This is a genomic window from Pontiella agarivorans (assembly GCF_034531395.1).
Classification (GTDB): domain Bacteria; phylum Verrucomicrobiota; class Kiritimatiellia; order Kiritimatiellales; family Pontiellaceae; genus Pontiella; species Pontiella agarivorans.
On the sequence record NZ_JARVCO010000010.1, the window covers coordinates 926,831 to 953,393 of the forward strand.

At 51.8% G+C, this 26,563-nt stretch carries 23 protein-coding genes; 14 read left to right on the top strand and 9 right to left on the bottom strand.

All coding sequences use genetic code 11. The annotated features are described in order from the left end of the window. Positions 1-30: 30 nt before the first annotated feature. The 4 genes from P9H32_RS11250 to P9H32_RS11265 form a co-directional block, all read right to left on the bottom strand. Positions 31-1,755 carry an FAD-dependent oxidoreductase gene (locus P9H32_RS11250; protein WP_322608991.1) on the bottom strand — a complete coding sequence of 575 codons (1,725 nt, stop codon included), beginning with the start codon at positions 1,753-1,755 and terminating at the stop codon, positions 31-33. Positions 1,756-1,846: 91 nt separating this feature from the next. Further along, the gene (locus tag P9H32_RS11255) at positions 1,847-2,146 is read right to left on the bottom strand and encodes an ArsR/SmtB family transcription factor (RefSeq protein WP_322608992.1); all 300 of its coding nucleotides are present in this window, start codon (positions 2,144-2,146) and stop codon (positions 1,847-1,849) included. An 85-nt stretch (positions 2,147-2,231) separates the two neighbouring features. Continuing rightward, positions 2,232-3,266 carry a dual-specificity RNA methyltransferase RlmN gene (gene rlmN / locus P9H32_RS11260; protein WP_322608993.1) on the bottom strand — a complete coding sequence of 345 codons (1,035 nt, stop codon included), beginning with the start codon at positions 3,264-3,266 and terminating at the stop codon, positions 2,232-2,234. A 2-nt stretch (positions 3,267-3,268) separates the two neighbouring features. Further along, positions 3,269-3,931, bottom strand: a complete 663-nt coding sequence (locus P9H32_RS11265; protein WP_322608994.1) for a ferredoxin--NADP reductase — start codon at positions 3,929-3,931, stop codon at positions 3,269-3,271. Between the two features lie 106 nt (positions 3,932-4,037). Here P9H32_RS11265 and P9H32_RS11270 point away from each other — a divergent pair, with 106 nt between their 5' ends. Further along, on the top strand, positions 4,038-4,667 hold the full coding sequence (locus P9H32_RS11270; RefSeq protein ID WP_322608995.1) for a MiaE family protein: 630 nt from the start codon (positions 4,038-4,040) through the stop codon (positions 4,665-4,667). Positions 4,668-4,705: 38 nt separating this feature from the next. Here P9H32_RS11270 and P9H32_RS11275 read toward each other — a convergent pair whose 3' ends face one another. Further along, entirely contained in the window at positions 4,706-5,011 is a 306-nt protein-coding gene (locus P9H32_RS11275; RefSeq protein WP_322608996.1) for a hypothetical protein, read from the bottom strand. A 243-nt stretch (positions 5,012-5,254) separates the two neighbouring features. Here P9H32_RS11275 and ovoA point away from each other — a divergent pair, with 243 nt between their 5' ends. The 4 genes from ovoA (at position 5,255) to P9H32_RS11295 (ending at position 12,294) form a co-directional block, all read left to right on the top strand. Then, positions 5,255-7,351, top strand: coding sequence for a 5-histidylcysteine sulfoxide synthase (gene ovoA / locus P9H32_RS11280; protein WP_322608997.1), 2,097 nt, complete (start codon positions 5,255-5,257; stop codon positions 7,349-7,351). Further along, complete coding sequence (locus tag P9H32_RS11285) at positions 7,336-8,517, top strand: MalY/PatB family protein (protein ID WP_322608998.1); 1,182 nt, start codon at positions 7,336-7,338, stop codon at positions 8,515-8,517. The genes ovoA and P9H32_RS11285 overlap by 16 nt, the downstream gene beginning before the upstream one ends. Positions 8,518-8,623: 106 nt before the next feature. Then, the gene (locus P9H32_RS11290) at positions 8,624-10,828 is read left to right on the top strand and encodes a DUF1800 domain-containing protein (RefSeq protein ID WP_322608999.1); all 2,205 of its coding nucleotides are present in this window, start codon (positions 8,624-8,626) and stop codon (positions 10,826-10,828) included. An 11-nt stretch (positions 10,829-10,839) separates the two neighbouring features. Further along, positions 10,840-12,294, top strand: a complete 1,455-nt coding sequence (locus tag P9H32_RS11295) for a DUF1501 domain-containing protein (protein ID WP_322609000.1) — start codon at positions 10,840-10,842, stop codon at positions 12,292-12,294. Here P9H32_RS11295 and P9H32_RS11300 read toward each other — a convergent pair. Next, entirely contained in the window at positions 12,272-13,114 is an 843-nt protein-coding gene (locus P9H32_RS11300; RefSeq protein ID WP_322609001.1) for a DMT family transporter, read from the bottom strand. The two genes, P9H32_RS11295 and P9H32_RS11300, sit on opposite strands and share 23 nt — an antisense overlap. A gap of 90 nt (positions 13,115-13,204) precedes the next feature. Here P9H32_RS11300 and P9H32_RS11305 point away from each other — a divergent pair, with 90 nt between their 5' ends. Then, on the top strand, positions 13,205-14,626 hold the full coding sequence (locus P9H32_RS11305) for a cryptochrome/photolyase family protein (RefSeq protein WP_322609002.1): 1,422 nt from the start codon (positions 13,205-13,207) through the stop codon (positions 14,624-14,626). On the opposite strand, the gene P9H32_RS11310 is transcribed toward P9H32_RS11305, so the two are convergent. Both P9H32_RS11310 and P9H32_RS11315 read right to left on the bottom strand, forming a co-directional pair. Continuing rightward, positions 14,598-14,987 (bottom strand): HEAT repeat domain-containing protein, encoded by a 390-nt coding sequence (locus tag P9H32_RS11310; protein ID WP_322609003.1) that lies wholly within the window; start codon positions 14,985-14,987, stop codon positions 14,598-14,600. The genes P9H32_RS11305 and P9H32_RS11310 overlap by 29 nt on opposite strands. Positions 14,988-15,047: 60 nt before the next feature. Then, positions 15,048-15,857 carry a hypothetical protein gene (locus P9H32_RS11315; RefSeq protein WP_322609004.1) on the bottom strand — a complete coding sequence of 270 codons (810 nt, stop codon included), beginning with the start codon at positions 15,855-15,857 and terminating at the stop codon, positions 15,048-15,050. A gap of 539 nt (positions 15,858-16,396) precedes the next feature. Here P9H32_RS11315 and P9H32_RS11320 point away from each other — a divergent pair. From P9H32_RS11320 to P9H32_RS11350, 7 genes are all read left to right on the top strand, one after another. Next, entirely contained in the window at positions 16,397-16,840 is a 444-nt protein-coding gene (locus P9H32_RS11320; RefSeq protein WP_322609005.1) for a hypothetical protein, read from the top strand. A 1-nt stretch (position 16,841) separates the two neighbouring features. After that, positions 16,842-17,651: a DUF6794 domain-containing protein gene (locus P9H32_RS11325; protein ID WP_322609006.1), complete on the top strand. Its 810-nt coding sequence runs from the start codon at positions 16,842-16,844 to the stop codon at positions 17,649-17,651. 231 nt (positions 17,652-17,882) lie between these two features. Continuing rightward, positions 17,883-18,527, top strand: coding sequence for a hypothetical protein (locus tag P9H32_RS11330; protein WP_322609007.1), 645 nt, complete (start codon positions 17,883-17,885; stop codon positions 18,525-18,527). 140 nt (positions 18,528-18,667) lie between these two features. After that, positions 18,668-19,093 carry a hypothetical protein gene (locus tag P9H32_RS11335; protein WP_322609008.1) on the top strand — a complete coding sequence of 142 codons (426 nt, stop codon included), beginning with the start codon at positions 18,668-18,670 and terminating at the stop codon, positions 19,091-19,093. A 330-nt stretch (positions 19,094-19,423) separates the two neighbouring features. Further along, on the top strand, positions 19,424-20,248 hold the full coding sequence (locus tag P9H32_RS11340; RefSeq protein WP_322609009.1) for a DUF4258 domain-containing protein: 825 nt from the start codon (positions 19,424-19,426) through the stop codon (positions 20,246-20,248). A gap of 8 nt (positions 20,249-20,256) precedes the next feature. Further along, positions 20,257-20,769, top strand: coding sequence for a hypothetical protein (locus P9H32_RS11345; RefSeq protein WP_322609010.1), 513 nt, complete (start codon positions 20,257-20,259; stop codon positions 20,767-20,769). 776 nt (positions 20,770-21,545) lie between these two features. Beyond that, the gene (locus tag P9H32_RS11350) at positions 21,546-22,169 is read left to right on the top strand and encodes a hypothetical protein (RefSeq protein WP_322609011.1); all 624 of its coding nucleotides are present in this window, start codon (positions 21,546-21,548) and stop codon (positions 22,167-22,169) included. 713 nt (positions 22,170-22,882) lie between these two features. Here the strand turns inward: P9H32_RS11350 and P9H32_RS11355 are convergent. Further along, positions 22,883-24,502 carry a fumarate hydratase gene (locus P9H32_RS11355; RefSeq protein WP_322609012.1) on the bottom strand — a complete coding sequence of 540 codons (1,620 nt, stop codon included), beginning with the start codon at positions 24,500-24,502 and terminating at the stop codon, positions 22,883-22,885. A gap of 127 nt (positions 24,503-24,629) precedes the next feature. Here P9H32_RS11355 and P9H32_RS11360 point away from each other — a divergent pair, with 127 nt between their 5' ends. Next, positions 24,630-26,480 (top strand): sulfatase-like hydrolase/transferase, encoded by a 1,851-nt coding sequence (locus P9H32_RS11360; RefSeq protein WP_322609013.1) that lies wholly within the window; start codon positions 24,630-24,632, stop codon positions 26,478-26,480. Positions 26,481-26,563: the final 83 nt, after the last annotated feature.

Consider the following 26,563-nt stretch of genomic DNA (forward strand, 5'->3'; position numbering starts at 1 on the left):
TCGCATCAATATGTTCCGCAATTTCAGCGGTTATGCTTTTTTTTTTACCGCATCGACCGAGCTCATGCCGGCATCATCGGCAGTGGTTTCATTTTCCGGAATGATGTCGGGCTGATGGGCGGTTACCATACCGTAGGTCTTGTATCCTCCGGTCAGGTTACGGCATTTGAATCCGTTCTGCCCCATAATCCGGCAGGCCAGATAACCGCGGAGACCGACCTGGCAGAAAATCAGATATTCTTTGTCTTTATCCAGGTTTTCGAGGTTTTCGCGCAGCTTCGGCAGTGGAATATTGGATGCGCCGGGAATGGTTCCGCCGGCGACTTCCTCGGGATTGCGCACATCAATGAGTTTCTGATTTTCGGCGGGATGGAGGGCTTCCTCCACATGGAACAGACGGGCATCGCCGCGCAGGACGTTGGCCGCCGTGAAGCCGGCATAGTTGACCGGGTCTTTGGCTGAGCCGAAAGGAGGAGCATAGGTGAGCTCCATTTCTTCGAGATCATACACGGTCAGACCGGCGCGGATGGCCACGGCGATGACATCGATTCGTTTGTCGATGCCGTCGGCGCCGACGGCCTGGGCACCGAGCACTTTTCCGGTGTCCGGATCAAACAGGAGCTTCAGCGAAACCGGGTGCGAACCCGGATAGTAGGACGCATGGCTGGCGGGGTGGACATAGACCTTTTCGTAGCTGATGTTCAGACGCTTTGCCGTTTTTTCGCTGAGGCCGGTCATGCCGATGGCTATATTGAACACTTTGCAGATGGCGGTTCCCTGCGTGTTTTTATAGGTGCTGTCGCGGCCGAAAATATTGTCGGCGGCAATACGGCCCTGGCGGTTGGCCGGTCCGGCCAGCGGAATAAGTGCGGGCTGGTTGGTGGCGAAATCTGTAATTTCAACGGCATCGCCGACGGCATAAATCGCCGGATCGGAGGTCTGCATATGGGCGTCGGTTTTTATACCGCCGGTGGTGCCGATTTCCAGCCCGGCGTTCACGGCGAGTTTGGTTTCGGGTTTGACGCCGATCGCCAGTACGGCGACGTCGACATGCAGGCGGTCCCCGTCACTCAGAATGAGATCCACGCCGGAGGCGGATTCCTCGAATGCGGTAACCGACGTTTCAAGTTTCAGATTTACGCCGAACAGTTTCAGTTCCTGGTGCAGCACGGTGGCCATTTCGGGATCGGCCGGGCCCATCACCTGCGGGGCGAGCTCGATCAGCGTGGTTTCATAATCGCGATCGCGAAGGGCTTCGGCCATTTCGAGGCCGATGTAGCCGCCGCCGATGACCGCCGTGGATTTTTTATTTTCCAGAGCCTGGATAATATAATCCATGTCTTCCAGATTGCGCAGCGTTAGAACATGGGGATTGTCGATGCCCGGAATCGGCGGGCGCACCGGTGCGGCGCCGGGGCTCAGGACCAGGTTATCGTAGGTTTCGGTGTATTGCTCTCCGTTGGCGAGGTTTTTAACCGTTACGGTTTTGGCATTGCGATCAATGGAGATGACTTCCGATTGGGTGCGCACATCCAGGTTGAATTTGGAAACCATGGCTTCCGGTGTGGTCACCAGCAGTTTATCACGGTCGGTGATCTGGCCGCCAATGTGGTAGGGCAGGCCGCAGTTGGCGAATGAAATGTCGGGGCCGCGTTCGAACAGAATAATTTCAGCGGTTTCATCCAGGCGGCGCGCACGCGCTGCAGCACTGGCGCCACCGGCGACGCCTCCGACAATCAATAATTTTTTGCTCATAAGCTGACCCTTCCACTCATATTTGATTAACAGTTAATAATTTTATAATATACAGTTTGTTTATCTGCCGGTTAATGATTCGGATTTCATTTTAATCCCGGAAATTAAGGTATTTACGCAGGTGGGTGTGCATGCAGGTGAAAACGCGGAGAAAATCGCGGTTGCACAGGCTGCAGTATTTCTGAATGCCGTCTTTTCGGATGGTGATCAGTTTTTGCTGACAGAGAATTTTGAGCTGCTGCGACATCATGGACTGGCTGCAGCCCAGCTCTTCATAGAGCTCGGTTACGGTTCGTTCTCCTTCCGCAAGCACCTCAATCACGCCGAGACGGATGGGGTGAGCCATCGCCTTCAGCACCTCGGCTGCCATATTTCTCTCTTCAGCGGTCATATCTTCTCCGGAAAACTGGATCTGAATATTATGATTTATTTATGTATGGTCGAGCAGAATGTTGAATATTTTGCCGGGTGGCGTCTCATATCCCTTTTTTCAGGAGGGCTTTGGTTGAAAGGAGGCCGCATGCGGCGTCAATATCGAGGCCGCGGGAGGCGCGGATGGTAGTGAGAATTCCTTTGTTGTTCAGACCGTCTTTGAAGCGCTGCAGCGTTTCTTCATCGGTTCCGTGCAGCGGGGTTCCGGGGACGGGGTGAAAACGAATGAGGTTTACGCGGCACTTCAGTCCGCGCAGCATGTTCGCCAGTGCTTTAACATGATCCGGCGTGTCGTTGAGTCCGCCGAAAACGATGTATTCGAAGGAAACGCGGCGCTGTCCGCTGAAGTCATATTCTTTCAGTTGTTCAACCACCTGTTCGATCGGGTAGGCAATCTGCACCGGCATCAGTTTCTGCCGCTCTTCGTGGAAAGGGGTGTGCAGGCTGATGGCCAGGTGGGCTTCGCACTCTTCCATAAAGCGGATCATGGCCGGAATGATGCCGATGGATGAGACGGTGATGCGGCGCGGGCTCATGGCAAAGCCCCAGTCGGAGGTGAGGACTTCGACGCTGTTCAGTACTTCGTCGAGGTTGTCGAAAGGCTCGCCCATTCCCATGTAGACGATATTGGTGATGTCTTCGCGTTCGGGCAGGTTGCGGATCTGGTTGACGATTTCGCCGGCGGTGAGCTGGCTCTGAAATCCCTGTTTGGCGGTCATACAGAAGAGACAGCCCATTTTGCAGCCGACCTGTGACGAGACACAGACGGTTTTACGATCCTTGAACGGAATCATGGCGGTTTCGATGAATTTTCCGTGTGCGGTGGGGAAAAGATATTTTCGGGTGCCGTCGGAGCTTTCTTTGACGTCGACGTATTCGGTCAGGCCGAAGGTATGGTTCTGATTCAGGAGATCGCGCGCCTTTTTCGAGAGGTTGGTCATCTCATCGATCGATTTGATATCCTTTTTATAGAGCCAGTCGGCGATCTGCCTGGCGGTGAATTTAGGCAGTCCGTAGCCGGCGGTCAGCTCCTGCAGCTGGCTTAGCGTTTTTCCAAAGAGTGGAATTTTTTCGTTCATGGCTAGAAATAGATCTCCGTCACGATGTTTTCAAAGGGGATGCCTTTTTCGATTAAAAGGTCGCGGGTTTCAACGGCCATCTGAGCCTGCCCGCAGATATAATATTTCCAATCGCCGGAAAGGTCGTGGCGCTTATCCAGAAAGGAGGTTACGCGACCGGGATGAATACCGGACATCATTTCCGCCGAGCAGCAGCAGTGGTAGTTTTCGCCCAGGCCTTCGGTCAGCTCTTTGCGGAAGTAGAACTGATGGAGTTTGCGTACGCCGTGCACGAGTTTTTTGTTTTTTCCCATGCCCGAGCGCAGCATGGCGCGGAAGGGGGCGATGCCGGTTCCGGTGGCAATCCACCACGCAGGTTCTTCGGTGCCGAAAAAAGTGCCGTAGGGAGCGGAAGCAAATACCGTATCGCCAACCGTCAGTTTTGCGAGGCGCGGAGTAAGAAATCCATCTTCTTTAATATTAAAGAGAACGCAAAGCTCGTCGTCGTCATTTCCGCTGCAGATGCTGTAGATGCGCGGCGGATGGATTTCGTCGATCCCGAGCTTAATGGCCTGTCCGGGAATAAAATCATTTTCACGGATAAAGCCGATGACAAACACGCCGGGCGAAATCTGTTCGTGGAGGGTCAGTTGGACCCTCCGCAATTCTGTACGTTGCGCACTCATAGATTCGGGGGAAGCTATTCAATTTTCGGCCGAGGTCGAGACTAATTTTGTTCTACGTGGACCTCGCCGGAAGTTGATGATAGAAAATGCGCTTCTGAAGGAGTGTATGATGGAACTGGTCAGTCAGAGCGATTTAGACAATTTACTGAAATTTCTGCCGTGCAGAAGTCCGCAGGCCTGGATTGATGAGGCGCTGCGGCAGGAGGAAATCCTGCTGCTGAATCACTGTTATCTGGAACAGTGTGCGGCACGCACCGCGCTGGGACTGATGTTCCGGTGTCCGGATAAACCGGATGTGCTGATCAAAATGTCGAAACTGGCCCGTGAAGAATTACGGCATTTTGAAAAGGTGCATGAGCTGCTGACGAAGCGGGGGTACACCTATAAAATCCTGAAGCCATCGCGCTATGCCGGGCTGATGCACGAGCCGGCGCGGAGAAAGGAGCCGGGAAATCTGACCGATACGCTGATTATCGGGGCCTACATCGAGGCGCGTTCGTGCGAGCGGTTTTATTCGCTGGCTCCGCATATGGACGAAGAAATCAGTGCGTTTTTCCGGTCGCTGCTGAAATCGGAGGCGCGGCATTTCCGGGATTATCTGACGCTTGCTCAGCACTATTCCGATGAGCCGATTGAAGCACGCGTAGCCTTTTTCGGTGAAGTTGAACAAAAGGCCATTGAATCCGAGGACGATCTTTTCCGGTTTCACAGTGGCGTGCCTGCAGAGCCGAATTAGTCCGTCATCAGGCACGCTGTTCCGGCAGGATTTTCAGGTTATCTGTTGCCTTTGGTGAACAGCTGGCCGAGTTTACAGTTGGCGAAGTGGTTGCATTTGCTTTGGCAGTATTGCCTCCGCCACTTCGGGGCGCATCCGTAGTAACCGTTGAGCAGAAAATCCTCTTCAGCTTCTTCCCACTCGACCTTGCGCCCCAGACGTTCGCCCATGTACCACATGTTCTCGTCGACCGCCATACGGTATTGGTCGACCTGCCAGTCTTTCAGCTGGCTGAAGGAGCGGCAGCTTTTTTCATTCGCCTGCGGTGCTCTCCGTGATTGGGGATGTTCTATTTTTTTGATCATAACCCGATGATCTCCAACAACTGTCTGCAACCTAGAGCTATATGGCGTCCGGAGCAACCCCTATTTTAGATCTTTAAGCGGGGTTAAACGGTTTGAAAAAACGCATTTTACCAAGACTGGCCACAGCCATGAAATAAAGGTATATTACCGATTTTCCGATAAAGATGTAAGGGGTCCGGGTGGAAGCAGAGCATTCAGCTGGTAAAAAAAAGAAGCGGTGGCACTGAATGGGAGGTTTTGTTGATGGATAAGGTTACGCAGAATATTGATCTGGTTTCGGGTGATGTAGAAACCAAACGCGCGGACATCCGGGCATACTTCGTGAACACCTGGGCGCTCTACGAATCTGTGTTTGATACGCTGGCTTCCGATGAGGCGTTCTATGAGCGGCCGCAGCCGCTGCGCCATCCGCTTATTTTCTATTTCGGCCACACGGCCACGTTTTTCATCAATAAACTGATGCTCGCCAAATTGATCGATCGGCGTATCAACCCTGAGTTTGAATCGCTCTTTGCCATCGGAGTCGATGAAATGAGCTGGGACGATCTCGATGAAACCCACTATGACTGGCCGCCGGTGCAAGCGGTGCGCGACTACCGCGATCAGGTGAAGGATATCGTATGCCGTCTGATTGATACGATCGATTTTACGCTGCCCATTGACTGGGACAGTCCGCTCTGGCCGGTCATGATGGGGATTGAGCATGAGCGGATTCATCTGGAAACCAGTTCCGTGCTGATCCGCCAGCTGGATCTTGAAAAGGTTCGTCCGCATGCATTTTTCCCGGCCTGTACCGCGGTCGGTCCGGCGATTGAAAACAAACTGGTTGCTGTGGATGGAGGAGACGTTGTGCTGGGCAAAGAGCGGGATCACCGGCTTTATGGGTGGGATAATGAATACGGCCATGCGGAGATGGATGTTCCGCCGTTCCGGGCTTCGCGTTATCTGGTTTCCAACGGGGAATACCTCGGATTTATAAATGCCGGCGGATATGAGGAGGATCGTTACTGGGATGAAGAAGGGCTGGCCTGGCGGAACTATCACCATGCCACGATGCCCGAATTCTGGCGCGGGGAACCCGGAAACTATCGGCTGCGTCTGATGACTGAAGAAATTCCGTTGCCGCTGAACTGGCCGGTGGAAGTCTGTTATCTGGAAGCCAAAGCGTTCTGTAACTGGAAAAGTGAACAGACCGGATGCCATGTCCGGATGCCTGATGAGGCGGAATACCGCCGTCTGCTGCAGGTGGCCGGTCTGGAAGCGGAGCATCACGAATCGCCGATTTCCGCAAACTGGAATCTCGAACATTATGCCTCGTCTGTGCCGGTCGATACCTTTGCGCACGGTGATTTCTACGATGTAGTCGGTAATGTCTGGCAATGGAATGAGACGCCCATTTATCCCTTTGACGGATTTGAAGTTCATCCGCTTTATGATGATTTCACGGTTCCGACTTTTGATAACCGCCACAACCTGATTAAAGGCGGTTCGTGGATTTCCACCGGGAACGAAATCGCACTGCACAGCCGCTATGCCTTCCGTCGCCATTTCTATCAGCATGCCGGATTCCGGTATGTGGTTTCGGATAAACCTGTAAAGACGGATTTTGATGTTTACGAAACCGATGAGCTGGTCTCCCAGTATTGTGAATTCCATTATGGCGATGCATGCTTCGGCATTCCGAATTTTCCGAAAGCCATTGCGCAGATCGCGCTTGAGGCCGTCGAAGCAAAGGGGAAGGCGCTGGATATCGGCTGTTCGGTCGGCCGCACCGCTTTTGAAATTGCCGATGTTTTTGAGGAGGTGGATGCACTCGATTTTTCCGCCCGTTTTGTGCAGGTCGGTGCACGCATGCAGGCAAAAGGTCGTATTCGCTATGAGCGGCAGGAGGAGGGGGAGCTGGTCACGTTCCAGGAGCGGACATTGGAAGGACTCGGATTGACCGGCGATTATTCGAATATCCATTTTCTGCAGCAGGATGCCACCAACATGAAGCCGATCTTCAGCGGCTATGATCTGGTAATTGCGGCCAACCTGATTGACCGGCTGAATAATCCGGCGCGCTTTCTGAAGGAGATCCCGAACCGGATGAACCTGGGAGGGATTCTGCTGATTGCCTCGCCCTATACCTGGCTCGAGGACTTCACGCCGAAATGCAACTGGCTGGGCGGGTTTAAAAAAGATGGAGAGCCGGTGACCACATTGGATGGATTGCATGCACTGCTTGACGACTCTTTTGAAATGATCCGAGAACCGCAGAAGGTTCCGTTTGTGATTCGTGAAACCAGGCATAAGCATCAGCATACGCTTTCGGAAGTGACGCTATGGAAAAAAAAATAGTTTACGATTTTGATATGCCCGTCTCCCGCCTCGGTACGCATGCCGAAAAATATGAAGCCCGCGAACGCTTCTTCGGTAAAGCCGATGTGGAGCCGTTCTGGGTGGCGGATATGGATCTTCCAACCCCTGAATTTCTGGTTGAAAAACTGCGCGCACGCACCGGTCATCCCATGTTCGGCTATACCGAGCAATATGATGAGGTTTTTGATGCGGTGCAGTGGTGGATGAAAAATGAGCATCAGGCCGAGATCGAGTCCGCATGGATTTCACTGTCGCCTTCTGTGGTCACTACCATCTCGATGGCCATTCAGTGCTGCACGGAAGAGGGCGAAGCTGTTGCGGTGCTTTCCCCGGTGTACGGCCCGTTTTTCACCTGCACTAAAATCAACAAACGTAAAATAGCCGATGTGCCGTTGTGTGTGGAAAACGCTAAATTTGAAATCGATTTCCAGGCCTTGGAAAAGACGCTGTCCCGTCCGGAAGTGAAATTGATGCTCATGTGCAATCCACAGAATCCCGGCGGACGCGCGTGGAGTTTCCAATGTCTGGAAAAAGTGGTGGCGCTTTGCGTGAAATATCGGGTGATTCTGCTGAGCGATGAAATTCACAGTGATATTGTTTATGCCCCGGCGAAACACCGGTCGGTTTTAAATCTGCCGGCTGCCGATGAAATTGCCGTGGTTGCACATTCCATCGGAAAAACCTTCAACACCAGCGGACTGCAGTCCTCTTTCGTTGTGATAAAAAATCCGAAACTGCGTTCAGCGTTCCGTCGGGCGCAGGATCGGGCGCACTGCGGCGATATCAACCTGTTCGGCAAAGCGGCACTGGCATCGGCGCTTTCGCCTGCCGGCGCCGAATATAAGCGCCAGCTGCTGGTTTATCTGCATGAAAATACCCGGCAGGTTTGCGCACGGCTGAATCAGGTTGAAAACCTGACCGTTATGGAGCCCGAAGCCACCTTTCTGGTCTGGAGCGATTTTCGCGCTTTCGGCGACTGGCAGACGGTATTCAGAAAACTGATCAACGAGGCCAACGTGGCGCTTTCCGGGGGTAATTTTTTCGGTCCGGCCGGCGAGGGCTGGTTCCGGATTAACTGCGCGCATCCGCGTTCTGTGCTGCTTCCCGCAGTGGAGCGGATTGTGGATATTTTTTCAGGCGCTTGATCCCCAGGGTGTTGCAAAGAAATCGATTGCGAAAATAAGATATAGTTGATAACGTTCTCAGTCATTTGCGGCCTGCTTTGCGGGGCCGAGGAAGGGAGGGAACGGGATGAAACGGTCTGTTAATCTGCGAGCCGGCGCAGCCGGGTTTTTTTGTTCGGCAGTGTGCATCGCGTGGGCGGTGCAGGCAGCTCCGCCAGCCGAAATGGATTCGGATGGAAACGGTCTGCCGGATATCTGGGAAGCGTTGTATGGCGGCGGATTTGATCTGCAGCCCGATGCCGATGATGACGGCGACGGGGTATCGAACCTGGATGAAAGCCGTGCGGGAACCTATGCGCTGGATGCGGCCAGCGTTTTGAAACTGTCGGTCTCCAATCAGCCGCCTGCGGGGATCCGCATTGAATGGCCGCAGCTTCCGCATCGGAGCAGTGAACTTGAATCGGCCGAATCGCTGAACAGCACGGTCTGGTCTTTTGAAGGGAGCGGAAGTGTCAACAGCAACGACGTGCTCTATGCTGAATTTCCGCCGGGCCCTTCCAACCGGTTTTTCCGGGTGAAGAATACAGATCTTGATCTGGATACCGACGGGGTGCCGGACTGGATGGAGGAGAAGCTCGGTTTCAGTCCGACCAACAGTGCGTCGGTGCTGGCCTCCGGAGATCTGGCGGCGTTTAATCAGATCTACACCGATGTGCCGGTTACAAATAGCCCGACCGAAGCGCAGGCGGCCCGGTTTCTGATGCAGGCCACGTTCGGGCCGACCTATGCAGATATCACGAATCTGCAGGCGGTGGGGATCGAGCCGTGGATTGATGAGCAGATGGCGTTGCCGCCGTATTATACCCGACCTTACATCGATGAAATTGATGCGGATCTCTTTGCCGGTTTTCCCAATCCGGATATTCAGGGATACGCCTATTCCATCAGTCCTTATACCTTTGTTTTCGGGAATAATTTCATGACCACCTGGGCCCGCGGCGCGATACAGGCGGATGATCAGCTGCGCCAGCGGGTGGCCTTTGCGCTGAGTCAGATTCTGGTTGTTTCGCGGGCGGATGCCAATTTTGCGAATAAGCCGGGTCCGATTGCGGATTACTATGATCTGTTTATTGAGCATGCATTTGGAAATTACCGGGACATACTGCACGACGTGACGTTCCACGCCTGTATGGGGATTTATCTCAGTCACCTCGGCAATCAGAAAGCCGATGTTTCCACCAACCGCTATCCTGATGAAAATTTCGCGCGGGAAATCATGCAGCTGTTTTCGATCGGTCTGTGGGAGCTGAATCCTGACGGAACACGGGTGCTGGATGAGTTCGGCGAACCCGTTCCAACCTATGGAAATGAGGAGATCACAGAGCTGGCCCGGGTGTTCACCGGTCTGAAATGGGCGGGCTATGCCTGGGACAGTGAGGGCATATGGGATTCAAAGCTCTATCCGCCGATGGCCATGTTTCCGGATTATCATGATTTCGGAGAAAAGACGCTGCTCAACGGTTACGTGATCCCGGCCCGGGTCCCGAGTACGGCCAATGGACTGCAGGATATCGAAGACGCACTGGATCATATTTTCAACCATCCGAATGTAGGGCCGTTTATCGGCCGGCAGCTCATTCAGTTTCTGGTGACCTCTAATCCTTCGCGGGAATATGTGGCCCGGATTTCGGCGGTGTTTGATGATAACGGTTCGGGGGTTCGCGGTGATCTCGGTGCCGTGGTGCGCGCCATTCTGCTGGATCCCGAGGCCCGCACGCCGGTGGAATTCCTGGCCCGCGTGCAATTCGGGCAACTACGGGAGCCGGTCATCCGTGCGATGCATCTGGCGCGGGTGCAGCATCTCGGGCGTTTTGAACATTTGAAATGGTGGGACTGGGGTCAGTTTGCCCAGGATTCCCTGCAGGAACCCATGTATGCGCCGTCGGTGTTTAATTTTTACCGGCCGGATTACCGGCTGCCCGGACCGCTGGCGGAGGGCGGATTTGATTCGCCGGCTTTCGGTATTACGGACAGCTATTCCGCGATCTCCTTTCCGAACCGGCTGTGGAACCAGATGAACAACGGGTTTAAAAACGGCAGTAATTATCACTATCCGCCGGACTGGTCAGCCTTCCTTCCGCTGGTTATGGATGTACCGGCATTGGTTGATCGTGCGGCACTGCTGTTCTGCGGCGGTGATATGTCGGCCGATACCCGGGAGCTGATTATCGGGCTGGTTTCCCGGCTGGATGAAAACAGCGAGCAGATTGAACGCATCCGCTTGGCAGTCTATTTCGCCCTGATGAGTCCGGAAGGCGCAACCCTGAAATAAGAGGTGGAATCATGAGCAGAACCTTTACAAGACGACGTGTGCTGGGTGAAGTCAGCTGTGCCGGGATCGGAACCGCGACGCTGATGTCCTCGCTGATCAACCTGAAACTGGCCGGCAATGCGGCGGCGGATGCTCTGCTGCCGGGTAATGACCGTAAAACGGTGGTGAATGTACTGCTGGCCGGTGGATGCGATACCTTTAATCTGCTGTTGCGGCGCGACAGCGGCTATGCGGAATATGCCGCGTCACGGAGTTCGCTGGCTTTACCGAATGATGCTTCTTTGCATCCCTTGACGCAAATCAGCGGCAATGACGGCAATCTGTATGCACTGCATCCGAGTTGTGCAGGACTGGCCGACCTGTTTAACGGAGCGGGTGACTTCCCGGGAACGCCGCGGCTGGCTTTTATTACAAATGTCGGCACGCTGGTGGAACCGACGACGCTGTCGGATTATCTGTCGGCCAGCGTGGTACTGCCGAAATCCCTGTTTTCGCATATCGACCAGATTGAACAGTGGCAGACCTCGGTGCCGCAGGGGATGGCCGAACTGCGCGGGTGGGGCGGGCGAATGGCCGATGTGCTGCACAGTGCCGCCAACACGGGGGCGACGGCCATGAGTATTTCGCTGGCCGGAAATAATATCTATCAGATCGGCGATTCCACAAAACAGATGGCGATCACCCGCAATGGGGCTCTGCTGTTCGAAAGCGAATGGGACTGGACGCAGGAACACCATCTGAAAAATGAAGGGCTGATGAGTCTGGTCGAGCTGCAGAACCGGCATCTGATGCGCGACAGCTTTTCCCGGCATACAAAAGAGAGTATTGAAGCGCAGCAGGCTTTTAAGGTGCATTGGGATGTCGTTGAGCCGGGATTTGACGGCCTGCTGACCGATGCTTCTTTTCCGGATACCTATTTCGGTAAAAATCTACGCGCCGCCGCCATTACCATAAAAATCCGCGCCGATCTCGGGTTGCGCCGGAATTCCATCTTTATCAATTTCGGCGGATGGGATCATCACGGGGAGCTGCTCAATACGCAGGCGGGGATGCTGACGGATCTTTCGGAAGGGCTTTATCAGTTTCAGCTGGCTCTGGAGGAGCTCGGTCTGGCGCAGGATGTGGTGACGTTTACCTCTTCCGATTTCGGGCGAACACTGCGTTCCAACGGGCGCGGCAGTGACCACGCCTGGGGCGGAAATGCCATGGTGATGGGTGAGCCGGTCGCGGGTGGAAAAGTTTACGGCACGTTTCCGAGTCTCGCCATCGACGGTGCCGACGATGTGGGGAAAGGCGGGCGCATACTGCCGAGTACCTCGGTGGATGTTTTCTTTGCGGAAATCGCCCGCTGGTTTGGGGTCAGCGCTACAGATCTGCCGTATGTGCTGCCGAATATAGAAAATTTCATTGATCCGGTTTCCGCATCGCAGCCGGTCGGTTTCATTAAATCCGGCCGGATTGTTTGAGGCTTCCCAGGCCGACTCCTCCGAGAATCAGTGCCGATGAAATGAGCAGGCGGGCGGTTAGCGGTTCATCCAGAAAAACAACCCCGCCGGCCGCGGCGAGGACCGGAATCAGCAGCTGCACCATCGAGGCGGTGACGGTGGAAAGATGCCGCAGTGCCCGGTACCAGATGACATAAGCCAGTCCGGAAGTGAGTGATCCCGACAAAACAGCGATGATTGCTCCGCGCGGCGAAATTTCCAACGATTGGAAAAACAGCGCGGCGGTTATTCCAATGATTGGAACCGCGCAGGTGAAGTTCCGGGCGGTCATCAGAACGGGGGACCGGGCTCCGCGGCCGCGAATGGAATAGAGTCCCCAGGCGATGCCGGCGGCGGACATCAACGTGGCGCCTTTTAGATCGGGGGCCGTGAGGCCCGGTGAAACGAGAACGATTAAACCGGCGAAGGAGATTCCGGCCCCGATCCATTTGCTTCTGGAAATCGGATCCTTTTGAATGACCGCCCAGGCAAACATGGAAAACTGGACGGCTCCGACTAGAATCAGGGTGCCTATGCCGGAGGCGATCGTGACGTAGCCGAGTGAAAAGGCGAGGGCATAGATGAAAAGGGCGGAGCCGGAAAGGACCGCGTTTTTCCAGCCTTTGGAAGGAGCGGGTTCGCGGGTTGCGGAAGCGATCGGAAGCAGAATCAGCATCCCGCTGAGCAGGCGAAGCAGAGTGAAGGAGACGGGATCAATTGTGTCGGCGGCCAGCGCCAGCCGGCAAAGGATGGAGTTGGCCGCAAATGCGAGCAGGGCGAGCATGGTTAAAAGCAGCGTCATGGGGTATGGTCCGGACCGTAGCATCCAGGGCGGCTGGATAAAATAATGCAATGGGATGTAATCTTCCGGGGATAACAGCGAACAGGCTTTATGAAAAAAACAATACACTGGTTTCGGCAGGATTTGAGAGTGGCAGACAACCCGGCGTGGGTGTCCGCCTGTGAAAGCGGAGCAGTTTTTCCGGTGTATATTCACGATACGGAGAACGGCAGGGATGAGCAGTTGGGGGCGGCGTCGGAATGGTGGCTTCATCATTCGTTGGAATCATTAAATAAATCGTTGGGCGGAGCGTTGAATATATATGCCGGGGATTCGGCTGAAATTATTCATCAGCTGGTGCGGAAATATGACATTTCCGGAGTCACCTGGAATGGGTGTTATGAACCGTGGCGGGTTGAGCTTGACCGTGCTGTGACGGATCTTCTGGAAAAGGAAGGGATCGAAGTTGCGGTATTTAACGGATCGCTGCTTTGGGCTCCGGAAGAGGTTTCGAAGCAGGATGGCACGCCTTATAAGGTGTTCACCCCGTTTTTTAAACGGGGATGTCTCGGAGCGATGCCGCCGCGCAGACCGTTGCCGGAGCCGAAGGGGCGGTACGGCCGGGACCCGGAATCAGTTGAACTGAAGGAGTTGGATTTATTGCCGAAGCAGGGATGGGATGCAGCATTTTACGATCATTGGAAACCGGGCGAAACCGGTGCGTTCCAGCGGTTGGAATCGTTTTTGGCGTTGGGGTTGAAGGGATATAAAGAGGGACGCGATTTTCCGGCCCGCAAGAATGTATCGCGTCTTTCCCCCCACCTTCATTTCGGTGAAATTTCACCGAATCAGATCTGGTACGCGGTGCGGAACCGTACGGCGGACGACGATGTCGGGCATTTTTGTTCTGAGCTGGGCTGGCGGGAGTTTTCAAACCATTTGCTTTTCCATTTTCCATACATTACGAAGCGGAACCTGAATCCGAAATTTGATGTTTTTCCGTGGGATCCGGATGAAAAAAAGCTGCAGGCCTGGCAACAGGGGAAAACCGGAATTCCGATCGTGGATGCGGGCATGCGGGAACTGTGGCAGACCGGTTATATGCACAATCGGGTCCGAATGGTGGCGGCGTCGTTTCTGGTGAAGAATCTGCTGATTCACTGGAAGGAGGGTGAGCGTTGGTTTCGGGATACACTGGTGGATGCCGATCTGGCGAACAATACCGCCAGCTGGCAGTGGGTGGCGGGGAGCGGGGCGGATGCCGCACCTTATTTCCGTATTTTCAACGCGGTGACGCAGGGGCGTAAATTCGATTCGGATGGAGCCTATATCCGTAGCTATATTCCGGAAATTTCCCGGCTCCCGGATAAATATCTGTTCAGTCCCTGGGAGGCACCGGAGAATATTCTGCGGGAGGCCGGCGTTGTGATGGGCTCCGATTATCCGCTCCCGATTGCGGATCTGAAAAAATCGCGGGCCGATGCGCTGGCGGCCTATGCCACGATTAAAGAAGGCGGTACATCCAGCGCGTGACCGAAAACCGATTGATCTGCCTGATGGATTTTTCAACGCCGTATTGGATGATGGTGGCTGTGGAGTCGTAGGGCGGTTCCTGCAGTTCATCCGTATCCTGTTTGTGCAGCGCCGGCAGTGCGCGTTCGCTGCCGATCTGGCCCAGAGCCCAGATGGCGCTGTTCCGCTTTTCAAAGGAGGCGTTTTCGTCTTCGACGAGCGCAATGAGTGCCCCGACGTGATCGCCGCCGTATATCGCCTGGGCTTCGTTGGCATAGCGCTGTACGCCGGTGAAAATCATGCGGGCTCCGATGGTGTAGAGGACGATCACCGTAATGAACATGATCCATATAGCGGTTTCGAGTTTCGGCGTCTTTTTCATGAACCGAATCTATCACGCTTTCCAGACATTGGAAGAGCGGAAGCGGCAGGTTTGACGCGGTCAGTTATAAAACGGCTGCATCACAATCATGGAACGGGTGACGGGAACGGAAAAAATAATACGTCCGCCCTGCGACTGCCGTTGGACATTCAGGATGATATTGCTTCCGGGTTCGCCGCGCAGGTTCTGTACAATCTGCTGAATCGGCATATCCTGAAAATTGAGGACTGTTCCGTCGGGCTTCACCATGCCCGAAATATAGTCACCGGCCGCCACCATACCGCTGGATTCAACGGCACTCAGAATCGTGGTTTCGCGGATTTTCGGCAGACCGGATGAATCCACTTCGATGCGTGCACCAATACCCGTGAGTGCATATTTATTTACTGCTTCGAGGGCGATGCGCTGCTCTTCGGCCGATTTCAGCGTGGCAATCCAGTCGAGTGTCTGCAGGGTATCCACTCGGACATGCTGGGCCAGGGCATTCAACAGGGCCTGGCGTTTTCGGGGATCGGTCGTTTGAGCAAGTTGATCCAACAACCGGTTAAAACGTTCCTCCTGCATTTCCCAGTACCGGGCGAGATTCGAGGAGGACGTCGGTGTCGCCTTCTTTCCGTTTTTTGCCGACAGCTGCATCTGTGGTTTCGGCGGTGCAGAGCGAACGACCGGAACAGCCTGCGGGGCCTGTTTGATTTCTACGGTTTTCTCCGGAACGATCAGTCGCTCCGCAACAGGCGGGGGAACGGGCGTGGAATGAACAACTTCCGTTTTTTCCGGTATTTCCACCGAAGGACTTCCGGTACGCCACAGCCATACTCCGCCCGTGCCGAGGGCGGCAGTCAGAATCAGGGCTGTGGTCCGTATGTTCATAAACTCCATTTGTGAAAATCAACACCTCTATCTACCACAACCTTCCTGAGATGGAAAGGTTCCGGTTCGGCAGAAAATGATGGTTTATCCTGTTGTTTCAGGATGCGTTTAAAATGTGTAAAATATTTCTCTTCCTGAAGAGAAAGATTTTTGTCTCGTTTAAGAGGTGATAAATATATCTTTAATATAAGCGTTATCTTTGGTTGTGTTTTCAGTATTCGCTAAGGTTGAATCGGTGGATAAACTGCTTGGTTGCGATGAGGTTTGTTGTGAAGATTACAAGGAGTCGAAGTGATGAGTGTTATAGGCGCAACCGCTAAGGTGACCCAAGCTGTTTTGATCTCTCTTTTATTAGTAGGATGTCGCAGCTATATTTCTTCGCCGGAGAACGTCAAAAGTGACTATTTGTCTAAGCACCCTCCGCCCAAAGTCCCGGCTAAGTTCGTTTTTAGACGCAGCAATGAGATCAGAGACGATTTAGTTTTGGAAAAAGATGACGGCGTTTTTTCCAAACCGTGTAAAATAATTTTGTAGATGGAATGACACTGACTACATTAATTATATTAACAGTAATGTTGGCGGCTCTCGGTGCGGTGCTAGCCTTGAGGGGCGGCATCGGTAAATCCCGTTCGACTACAGCACTCTTTGTGCTCTCGAATGTTTCTATTGCTGGAAGTCTTTTGGTTGCTTCTATCTGGGCAACGGCCCTGTTGATTCCTGAGCCAGTAATGCGTGATTATCAGGATAGGGAGACTGAAGGGCAATTTTACGGCTATTACAATCCATCATGGGGTAGTAACCGTTCTTCGAGCGTGGGACAATATGTGTTCAGAGAAGTCTCTCCGAGCAATAATGCGCTTCCGACTTTGGAGAGCGTTGCTTTTTATCTGTTTATAACAAGCGTTATCCTGTGTGCTGGCGGGCAGTATTTGTGTGTAAGAACAATATTGCGTAAAGAATCCGGTCAAAAAACGGGAGGGTGATGTGCTGTATAATTTTCTCATATTTTTCCCTCCGGCCCTAATGTTCATTATTGCAGGATTTCTGTTGGTTCATGTTTTATGTTCATCCTGCCGAAGCTCTATTGTCATGTTGCAGAGGAGTCTGCTGATCATTCTGTTATTTACTCTGCCGGAAGGGGTTTTTAGAAACTTCGTTCCAAACTATCCGTTATTTAGCCCTGCGCAGCATTATTACCCGATTCCAGGCCATGGAATTAATCTAGTGGAGCATGTTGCCTACCGATCAGGGCTGAGCGCACATGTAGTGTTGATTCTTTTGTTTACACTGGTTTTCTCTGGAATTCTGTTCGCCTGCCTTTCATCAGTGGTTGCAATTAGAGCAGTAAAATATTCCGGCACAGAACAGAAATGCCGTACTCGATGGATTACAATCAGTAAGTTCGTCATCGTGGCGCTACCATGCATTTTCTATTTCAGTAACAACTGTTTAAAGCCTCAGGACTACCAGCAGGTGATAACTCTGAGAACCGGTGCCTCTGAGTCCCTTACGGTAGATAATATAAATCAAGCTGTGGATGAATTGGACCGTATAGTTAGCAGCAAGGCTAAACAGGAAATCCGGGCATGTCCTAATGGATTTTTGTTAACTTATCATAAATGGCTGGCGTTATGGATTTATGAAAACTGGCTGGATGATGATTCCGTGTTACGCCAAAAGTTTCGGGAAGATGGAACGTGGAGAACTGAAGATATGGCATGTGCCGTGTTGAAGGCTTTTCATTCCGAACTGAATAATGAGGCAGAGGGGGAAAGGTGTGGCACAAGTCATTGACTGTTATTTTGGAGAGGTGTGAATAATGAGAAAGTTTATTTTATGGGGATGGCAATAATAATTCTGAGGATCCATGGGATGTTGGAAACGGGGGCGACCTTCATGCCATGACAAGTTCGTGTTCCGGTGCGGGATGGTCTGAAATGCCAGGGGCCTTACCGTTGGTGTATTTACCGCAACAGGCAGATGCCGATGATTGGGATCAACAGGCTCAGGAGATGAGGTGTTGTTGTGAAGATGAGGGTGATTAGTTTAATTTTGTTCTTTTCCGGGGTAACGCAAGTTTTTTCAACGATCCCTGAGGGGGCTGATTGTGGTTCTGTAGTGTCGGGTTTGAAGGTTCATGTTGAAATCTTCAAGGTAACAGAGGAGAAGATCGTTGGATCAGTTGTTTTTGTTAATACCGGCGAGTCTATAATATGGTTTCCAGGGATTCCCTCGGGAACAATACTGCCAGATCAAATAAGTGTTCGGGATGTGTATCCGGTATTGTACATGCATAATAGACAAAAGGAATATGCTTGTGCAGAGATCCCCTTATTGTTCAGTGCAGAGCTTTTTCCTAAAACGTCGATGTCTTATAGTTTTGAAATTGACCGTTCAGGAAGTTTAATTGAAGTGCAAACGGGTATATACGCAAGGATCAAAGCTCCAAAGGTTGATTTCCGGAAATTCGCGCCGCGAAGGTCGACTGGCAAAGTGCTTACACGGATCCAAAGCGAGTCGGTCTTACACATGAAGGTCCCGGAATATGAGAAGATCAACGTGCGAGTTCCTCCAGTAGTTCAATCTCCGGTACATGGTATTCCTCATCAGAGAAAGCAGTCTTGGGAGGAATGGAAGAAGGAACAGAAGAAAACGGGGATAATTCCATAATAAAGATCCATCAGACAGTTACACGCTGGGCTGTTGAATGACGGGAACTTGAGTGAACATGAATAAAGAATGCGAACACATACCATCAAGATATTCGCCTGTTATGATAGTTGCATGCTGGTATGTCAGAAGGTCTGCCCATGATTGATATTCAGGGCAGATTAAAAGCGCGAAGCCTTCTTGAGAAAATATTAGGCGAAGGCATCAGCAATTATGATTTGCAGGATTCCTGGCCTGAAAGTGGGGATCCTGCGATCTCTGCTTTGTTGGATGCGTTTGATGCCTATTATGATGATTTCCCTGAAACCCAATTAACCCGATCAAACTTTAGTTCGGATGTCGTTCAGTTTATGGAACGCTCTATTCTTTTTTTGTCTTTGGTATACGAGTATGAGTGGCCTTTTTTCAACTTTACGTTTTTCCCAACTTTTTTGTCAAAGCTGTGTCGATCAGGGGAAAAGTGGAGGCTGGAATATGAAAAATTCAAGCAGTGCGGAGATTTTGATGTATGGCCGTTTTTTCGCGAATCCGACTATGAAGAAGCGTTAAAAGAAAGTCGTTTGTAGAAGGAGTCTATTGGCATGAAAAGTATCTTGTATAAATTGGTTTTGTTTCTGTTATTCACATGCCCCAGCCATGCCTGCTATCAAGCTGAACAAGGGTGCTGGTTGAACCGGGATCCTATTGAGGAGCAAGGGGAGGACGATATTTATTCTTTCGGAGATAATTCGATTGTTTCATCGGTTGATATTTTGGGAATGATACAATGGTATGAAAATTATGGCGGCCCATCTGCGGCATTCACGTCCACGAATCGGGTTACTCCTAATGAAGGAAGTCCGCGTCGCCCTCGCATTCTGGGACGGCCTTTTTAGGGAATAAGGGAAACCTAAGGTATGAACGCACAATTACGCATTTACTTACCAGCACTTTTTTCCGTCACAATAATTATGTTGCTCCTCAGCGTTTGTGCTTCCTGTTCAGTAGGTGACGTTGAACTTGCGATCTCACAAGGAATGGTTCTCAATCTTAATGAAAATAGGAGTTTGACGATAGAAAGCATAGATCCGTTAACACGTTCATATATATTGGATGGCTATACCAACGTAGTTAAATTAACCCCGGACACAGTTAGGTATTATGGAAGAATGGGACTGTCTGGCTCTTCTGCCTGGAAGGGTTCTCGGGGCATTGATCGGGCGGTGTTTTCAGAAGGGCAACAGCATTTTTATTCGGCTGATGAGGCGATTTCCTGGCTGACTCTTGGATGGAATGGAACAAACGGCATCGGGCTGGTTTATACCAGTGATGGATTGGCAGTGGGATATAAGGAAACCGGATCTAGAAGGCAAATCAACATCGATGTATGGCAGGTATATATAAACGGGAGAAAACCGGAAGATTTGCCGGGAGCCTCTGACGAAAAGCTTCAGGTGTATTATAAAGAAGGCAGCAATTTAAGAGAGCCGACGGTCGGAGAATATCGACCAAGCAAACCGGCTATGCTCAACGGTGTAAAGTATTCTGGACGTGCCTTGGATATGTTAAAGGAGTTTAAGCGAATTTCCAGAGAGGATGTGGAAAGGGCTCTACTGTATGGGGAGAAATCTCCCTTCGAGGGAGGCTATATTTATGATCTTCGAAACGGAGCCAGCGGTCATAGTATTCGCGTTGTTGTAGATCCTGCTGATAGAGTTCTACGGGTGTATGACCGAGGTTGAATGAATATATGAAAGTCAAACTTACAGTATATTGCGGGATTGTGCTGAGTTCTTTGGTTTTATTTAACGTCAAGGCATGCGGAGCTTCTGAGAGCGAACAACATGAGCTTTCTATTCAGGTCTCTTTACGGGATGCACCTGCGGAAGCGTTGCGCTGGCGGAATGTTAGAAAAGTACTCAACACATTTGCTGAACTTGGACATTGCCGGGTTGAGATCAATGACTTTGTTTGGGATTCCAGTTGGATTGATAATGCTAAGGTTTATAGACATGACGACCCTTTAGCTTTGGGCGAAGATTCGAACAAGATTATGAGGGAATGGGCAGAACGGAATCAAGGTTGCCTTGTTGAACTGTGGATTGGCGAGAATGTCGAGTTTGATCGAATAAAATGTGTTACAGAATGCCTTCGTGATCATGACAGTAATTATATCCTGTATTTCTTAAAAAATAATCCGAATGGCTTAATTCTGAACTTATATGGCTCCGTTCAGCGGAAGGGAAATAAGGAGCCGCAATGAAATGCTGTATTTTTATCTTTTTTTCATCATTTCAACGAATAACTCTCTTGCCTTTTATCGGGCGGAGCAGGGGCGATGGATCAGCCGTGACCCAGTTGGAGAATTGGGAGGTATTAATCTGCAGGGAATGTCGGCGAACGATGTCGCGAATAAGATTGATACTTTGGGGCAAAGCTATGGAAATCCTGTGTCTGGTCCTGCTGGGCCTGTAGGACCCTCCGATCCACCACCCACTCCGCCGTCGGGTAGTCACGGCAATTGGTGGGGGAAAGGTTGGTGCAATGGGGAAAAATAGGCCGGAATCAGGACCGGATCCTTATCCGAATCCAGACGGTCCAGATTACAATGAACCGGTAGACTCTCGGGATGCTTGTGCTGTAGCGCATGATCGTTGCATTAAGAATTATCCTCAACAGGCATTGAGGGATTGTACGGTGGATTGCGATAGGTAAATGTCAGATTGTTTGAGCAAGGCTGGATATGATTTCTATATATGGCTATTCGGGGAAATAATACCATGGCTTCATGAGAACGGTATTGTTGAGCCGTAGCACAATCAAAAGAGGTGTAAGTTGAATTGTTTTGTTTGTGGAAAGTTTTGGGTATTAGCGCTAATTCTTGCTGTAGGATTGTGTGAAGGGTGCTCTCGCGGCGATGGAGTTCAATCTGGGGAGCGAGAAACGATATTGCGTCCTGAAATGAAGGTTTCGTTGCATGGAAACAGCTTGCTGGATGATATCGAAATCTTCTGTCCCAGTACGGGGAGACGAAGGGTTGTGATGGGTAAAGATGCGCACGTCTTTTCCGTTAAAGGGCGAACGTCAAGGTGGTTTGGAAGCTTTGGGGTTTATGCTCGTAAATCTTCAAACATATTCCGCCCAAAAGCGTTTTTTTATGAGGAGGGGCTGCAACACTTTAGCAGTCTCAAAGACGCACGGACCTGGGTTGCACAACGGAGAAGTTTTTCACGGATATATTCTAATGGAGAGGGATTAATTATCAGCCTTTCTGAGGGTGATAAGCTTGAAATACGATTGTGGCAAATCTTTATTAACGGAGTTGCCCCGAAGGGTTTTCCTGAGCCCATGAGTGATATTAAGCTATCAGATGCCGTCGAGTATAAACAATTGAATGATTTTAAGCCGTCTGAGCCAAAATATGTTGAAGGAATTTTATTTTCCGGGCGAGTGCAGGATTTGATGAATGAGGGCAATATTGCCTTTGAGCAGGTGCTTGATGCTATTGAGCATGGTACGGTGAATACACTGTCTGATGGCCGTGTAATATATGAGTACGGACCGAAGATGCCTAAATATGATTTCATTAATCCGTTCCATAGCATTCGTGTATATATGAGTGCCGACGGGCAAGTTGAATATTTGAGATCAGAGCAACGGTGAGCGGTACCAGACATCAGATCCTGTTTCGATTGGAACGGATTCCGAAAAACTCAAAGAACTTCCTGTCGCAATTTCTGCCCTTCGTGAGATGTTTGGAGGCGGCGGTTAGTATAATAAATCCTGGCGCATAATGTATGAAGGTCGTTGTTACAATTTCAACGATAGCATTGGGAAAAGGGGCCGTTCAGGACTGACCTTTGGGTTGTGCCGGGTAATGATACGGACTTCATTAATTGTATTAACAGCAGTGCTGGAAACGCTTGGGGCACTATGTGCCTCATCGGGGAATTTCATTCAGAACATAGCCTCGAGTTTTTCGAAACGGGAGAGGATCGGGCAGAATCCCTTGAGCCTACGGACAAGCCTTTTCCCTCGTTTATCCGCTGATGGGATGAAGGAGGTTGGTGCATTCTCTCACTTTATGCATTGTTTCGATAGCTCCGGAGCATTGAGCGTTATTCCGCGATACTGAAAAGGCGTTTCCAATGGTTGGAAACGCCTTTTGAAATGTGCTGTGGAACCGGTCAGTCCTGCTTATAGTGCATGGATTTGAAGGCTTCGCCGAACATTTTTGCTTTGTGCACGAGGGTTTCCATCAGGGATTCGGCGGCGGTGACGTTGTTCATGTCTTTGAACTCGCCGGCATCGAGGATATCGGGAGACCGAAGATAAAGGGCCGGTGTTGAAATACACCAGCCCTTTATTGTGAATTCTTATTTCCCTTTCAGGATATCGGCGAAGAAGTTGTTGCCTTTGTCGTCGACGAGGATGATGGCCGGGAAGTCTTCGACTTCGATTTTTCGGACGGCTTCCATGCCGAGCTCTTCCATATCGACGATTTCGACTTTTTTGATGTTCTTTTCGGCGAGGAGGGCGGCGGGGCCGCCGACGGAGCCGAGGTAGAAGCCGCCGTGCTCCTGGCAGCTGTCGGTGACTTCCTGTGCGCGGTTGCCTTTGGCGAGCATGACCATGGAGCCGCCCTTCGACTGGAATTCTGTGACATAGGGGTCCATGCGCTGCGCGGTGGTGGGGCCGAAGGAGCCGGAGGGTTTTCCTTCGGGGGTTTTGGCCGGGCCGGCGTAGTAGACCGGGTGGTTTTTAAAGTATTCGGGCATCGGTTCGCCGGCATCGAGCTTTTCCTTGATTTTGGCGTGGGCGATGTCGCGTGCCACAATCAGGGTGCCGTTGAGGCGCAGGCGGGTGAGGACCGGATAGGTTGAAAGTTCTTTGAGAATTTCTTCCATCGGGCGGTTGAGGTCGATGACCGGTGCGGTGTCGGCTTGTTTGCCGATATTTTCCGGGGCATACATGGCGGGATCGTATTCGAGCTGTTCAAGAAAGACGCCGTCTTTGGTGATTTTGGCTTTGATGTTGCGGTCGGCCGAGCAGGAGACGCCGAGGCCGACGGGGCAGCTGGCGGCGTGGCGGGGCAGGCGGATGACGCGGACGTCGTGGCAGAAATATTTTCCGCCGAACTGGGCACCGATTTTGGAGTCCTGTGCCATTTTGAGTACTTTTTCCTCCCATTCGAGGTCGCGGTAGGCGCGGCCGGTTTCATCGCCGGAGGTGGGCAGGTCGTCGAGGGCGCCGATGGAGGCCATTTTGACGTATTTCATGGTGGCTTCGGCGGAGGTGCCGCCGATGACCACGGCAAAGTGGTAGGGCGGGCACGCGGCGGTGCCGACGGTGAAGAGCTCGGCTTTCAGGAATTCGGTCAGCGTCTCTTCGTTCAGCAGTGATTTGGTTTTCTGGTAGAGGTAGGATTTGTTGGCCGATCCGCCGCCTTTGGCGATGAAGGTGAGATTGTATTCGGCACCTTTCCCGGCATAGAGGTCGATCTGTGCAGGCAGGTTGTTGCCGGTGTTCTTTTCGGTAAACATGGAGAGGGGGGCGATCTGCGAATAGCGCAGGTTGCGTTCCTGGTAGGCTTTGAAGACGCCTTTGGAGAGGGCTTCTTTTTCGTCAAAATCGGTCCAGACATAGCCGCCTTTGGTGCCGGTAACGATGGAGGTGCCGGTATCCTGGCAGGTCGGCAGTTCGCCGTGCGCGGCAATAATTGAGTTTTCGAGGAAGGAGCGGGCAACGAAGATGTCGTTTTCGCTGGCTTCCGGATCATCGAGAATGGCGGCGACCTGCTTCATGTGGCCGGGGCGGAGGTAGAAGGATACATCGCAGAAGGCTTCGTAGGAAAGCTGCTCGAGGGCTTCCGGCTCTACGATAAGAACTTCTTTTCCGTTGAAGGTTTCGGTACGGACGCCGTCTTTGGTAATCAGGCGGTAGGGCGTGTTGTCGCCGCTGTGCTGGAACGTCGGAGTATACGTATAATTGCTCATGTGTGGCTCCCTGGTTAATATAAAATCAATTCTTTTGTTTGATTGCGACTCAAACAGGAGCGGATGTATGTATCATATCCGGTGTTTTAAGGCATAGTGAAAATTAGGGATTTGAAGGAGAGAGATCATGAAGCGGGTTCTTGCAGTGGCTGCAGTTATGGCGGTGATATCGGTTTTCGGGAAGGCGGAGCGCCCGAATATGGTGTGGCTTGTAAGCGAAGATAATTCGGCCGATTGGCTCCGGCTCTATAATCCCAACGGCGCACCGATGCCGAATGTGGAAAAGCTGGCGAGACACGGACTGGTGTTTAATCAGGCCTTTTCCTGCGCTCCGGTTTGTTCGGTGGCTCGCAGTACCATTATTTCCGGCTGTTATGCTCCGCGCCTGGGGGTGCAGTATCACCGCAACGAAAAGCCGGTGCCGATGCCGGAAAATCTGAAGATGTTCCCGTGGTATCTGCGGCAGGCCGGTTATTACACCTCAAACAACGCGAAAGAGGATTATAACTTTCTTCCATCCGAGAAGAAGGGCGTCTGGGATGAGTCGTCCGGCAAGGCGAGCTACCGTAAGCGTGCTGCCGGGCAGCCTTTTTTTCATGTGCAGAACTATTACATCACTCATGAAGGACAGCTTCATTTCAAAGATCTGACGCAGAAAACCGAAACGGATCCGGCGCAGGTAAAGCTGTATCCGTATCATCCCGACACGGAAACATTCCGTTACACGTATGCCCGCTATCTCGACAACCATAGGAAACTGGATGAGCAGATGGGGGGATTTATTCAGATGCTGGAGGACGACGGGCTGCTGGATGATACCTTTATTTTCTATTATGGCGACCACGGCGGTGTGCTGCCGCGGGGCAAGGGCTATGTTTACAATAATGGACTGCATGTGCCGATGGTCGTTTATGTGCCGAAAAACTGGACGCATCTGGTTCCGGCCGCGCGCGGCAGCCGTATCGGCGGATTTGTGCAGTTTGTTGATCTTTCCGCGACGGTGCTGAATCTGGCCGGGGTAAAGATTCCGGAGGAGATTGACGGGCGTCCGTTTCTTGGGGAAGGGGTGACGCTTGCTGAGCTGAATGCGCGGGATACGGCGTTCGGTTATGCCGATCGCTTTGACGAAAAATATGATCTGGTCCGCACGGTGCGCAAAGGCGATTTTAAATATATGCGCAATTATCAACCCTTCAATTTTGATGGTCTGTATAATTTCTATCGCTATAAAATGCTGGCCTATAAAGAGTGGCGGGAATTGTATCTGGCCGGAGAACTGAATCCGCTCCAGAGCCGGTTCTTTGAGCCGCGGCCGGCGGAATGTCTGTATGATTTGAGCAAAGATCCGGATGAATTGTACAATCTTGCCGGCGATCCGAAATATCACAGTAAACTGGCTGAACTGCGCAGCCTGCTGCAGGGGCAGGTGAAATCCATGCCGGATCTCAGCTTTATTCCCGAATCGCAGTTTCTGAAAGAAGGTTCCGGCAACCCCGTGCAGTACGGGCAGGAGCATCTGCAGGAAATTGCCGAGCTGGTTGATATTGCGGATCTGAGTCTGCGGCCGTTTCCTGAAATCCGGGAGTCGCTGCGTGCGGCGCTGGAATCCTCCAATCCCTGGAAGCGGTACTGGGGGCTGGTGGTTTGCAGTTCCTTTGGGACTCAGGCGCTGGAATGTACTGAAAAAGCCGTGGCGTTGGCGGCATCTGATCCAGAGGGTCTTGTACGGGTCCGTGCTGCGGAATTTCTGGGGCTGACGGGGGGCGGCGATCCGGTGCCGGTGATCATGCAGGCGCTGCGGGAAACCGAAGATCCGGTTGAGGTCAATCTGATGCTGAATACGGTGGTTTTGTTACAGGATGCCAAAGGGGTGGAATTCAAACTGGCTGAATTTGCTGATGCCTCGTGGGCACAGGATGAAAAATTGCAAAGTGGTCGACGTATGGAATATCTGCTCGGTTCCGGGAAATCATTTTAAAAGAGCGCAGTTTTCTGGAGTTCACAGCATCTTCTTTAAAGGTTGCAGAATAGAAATACTTATTTTATATTCACATACCTAAA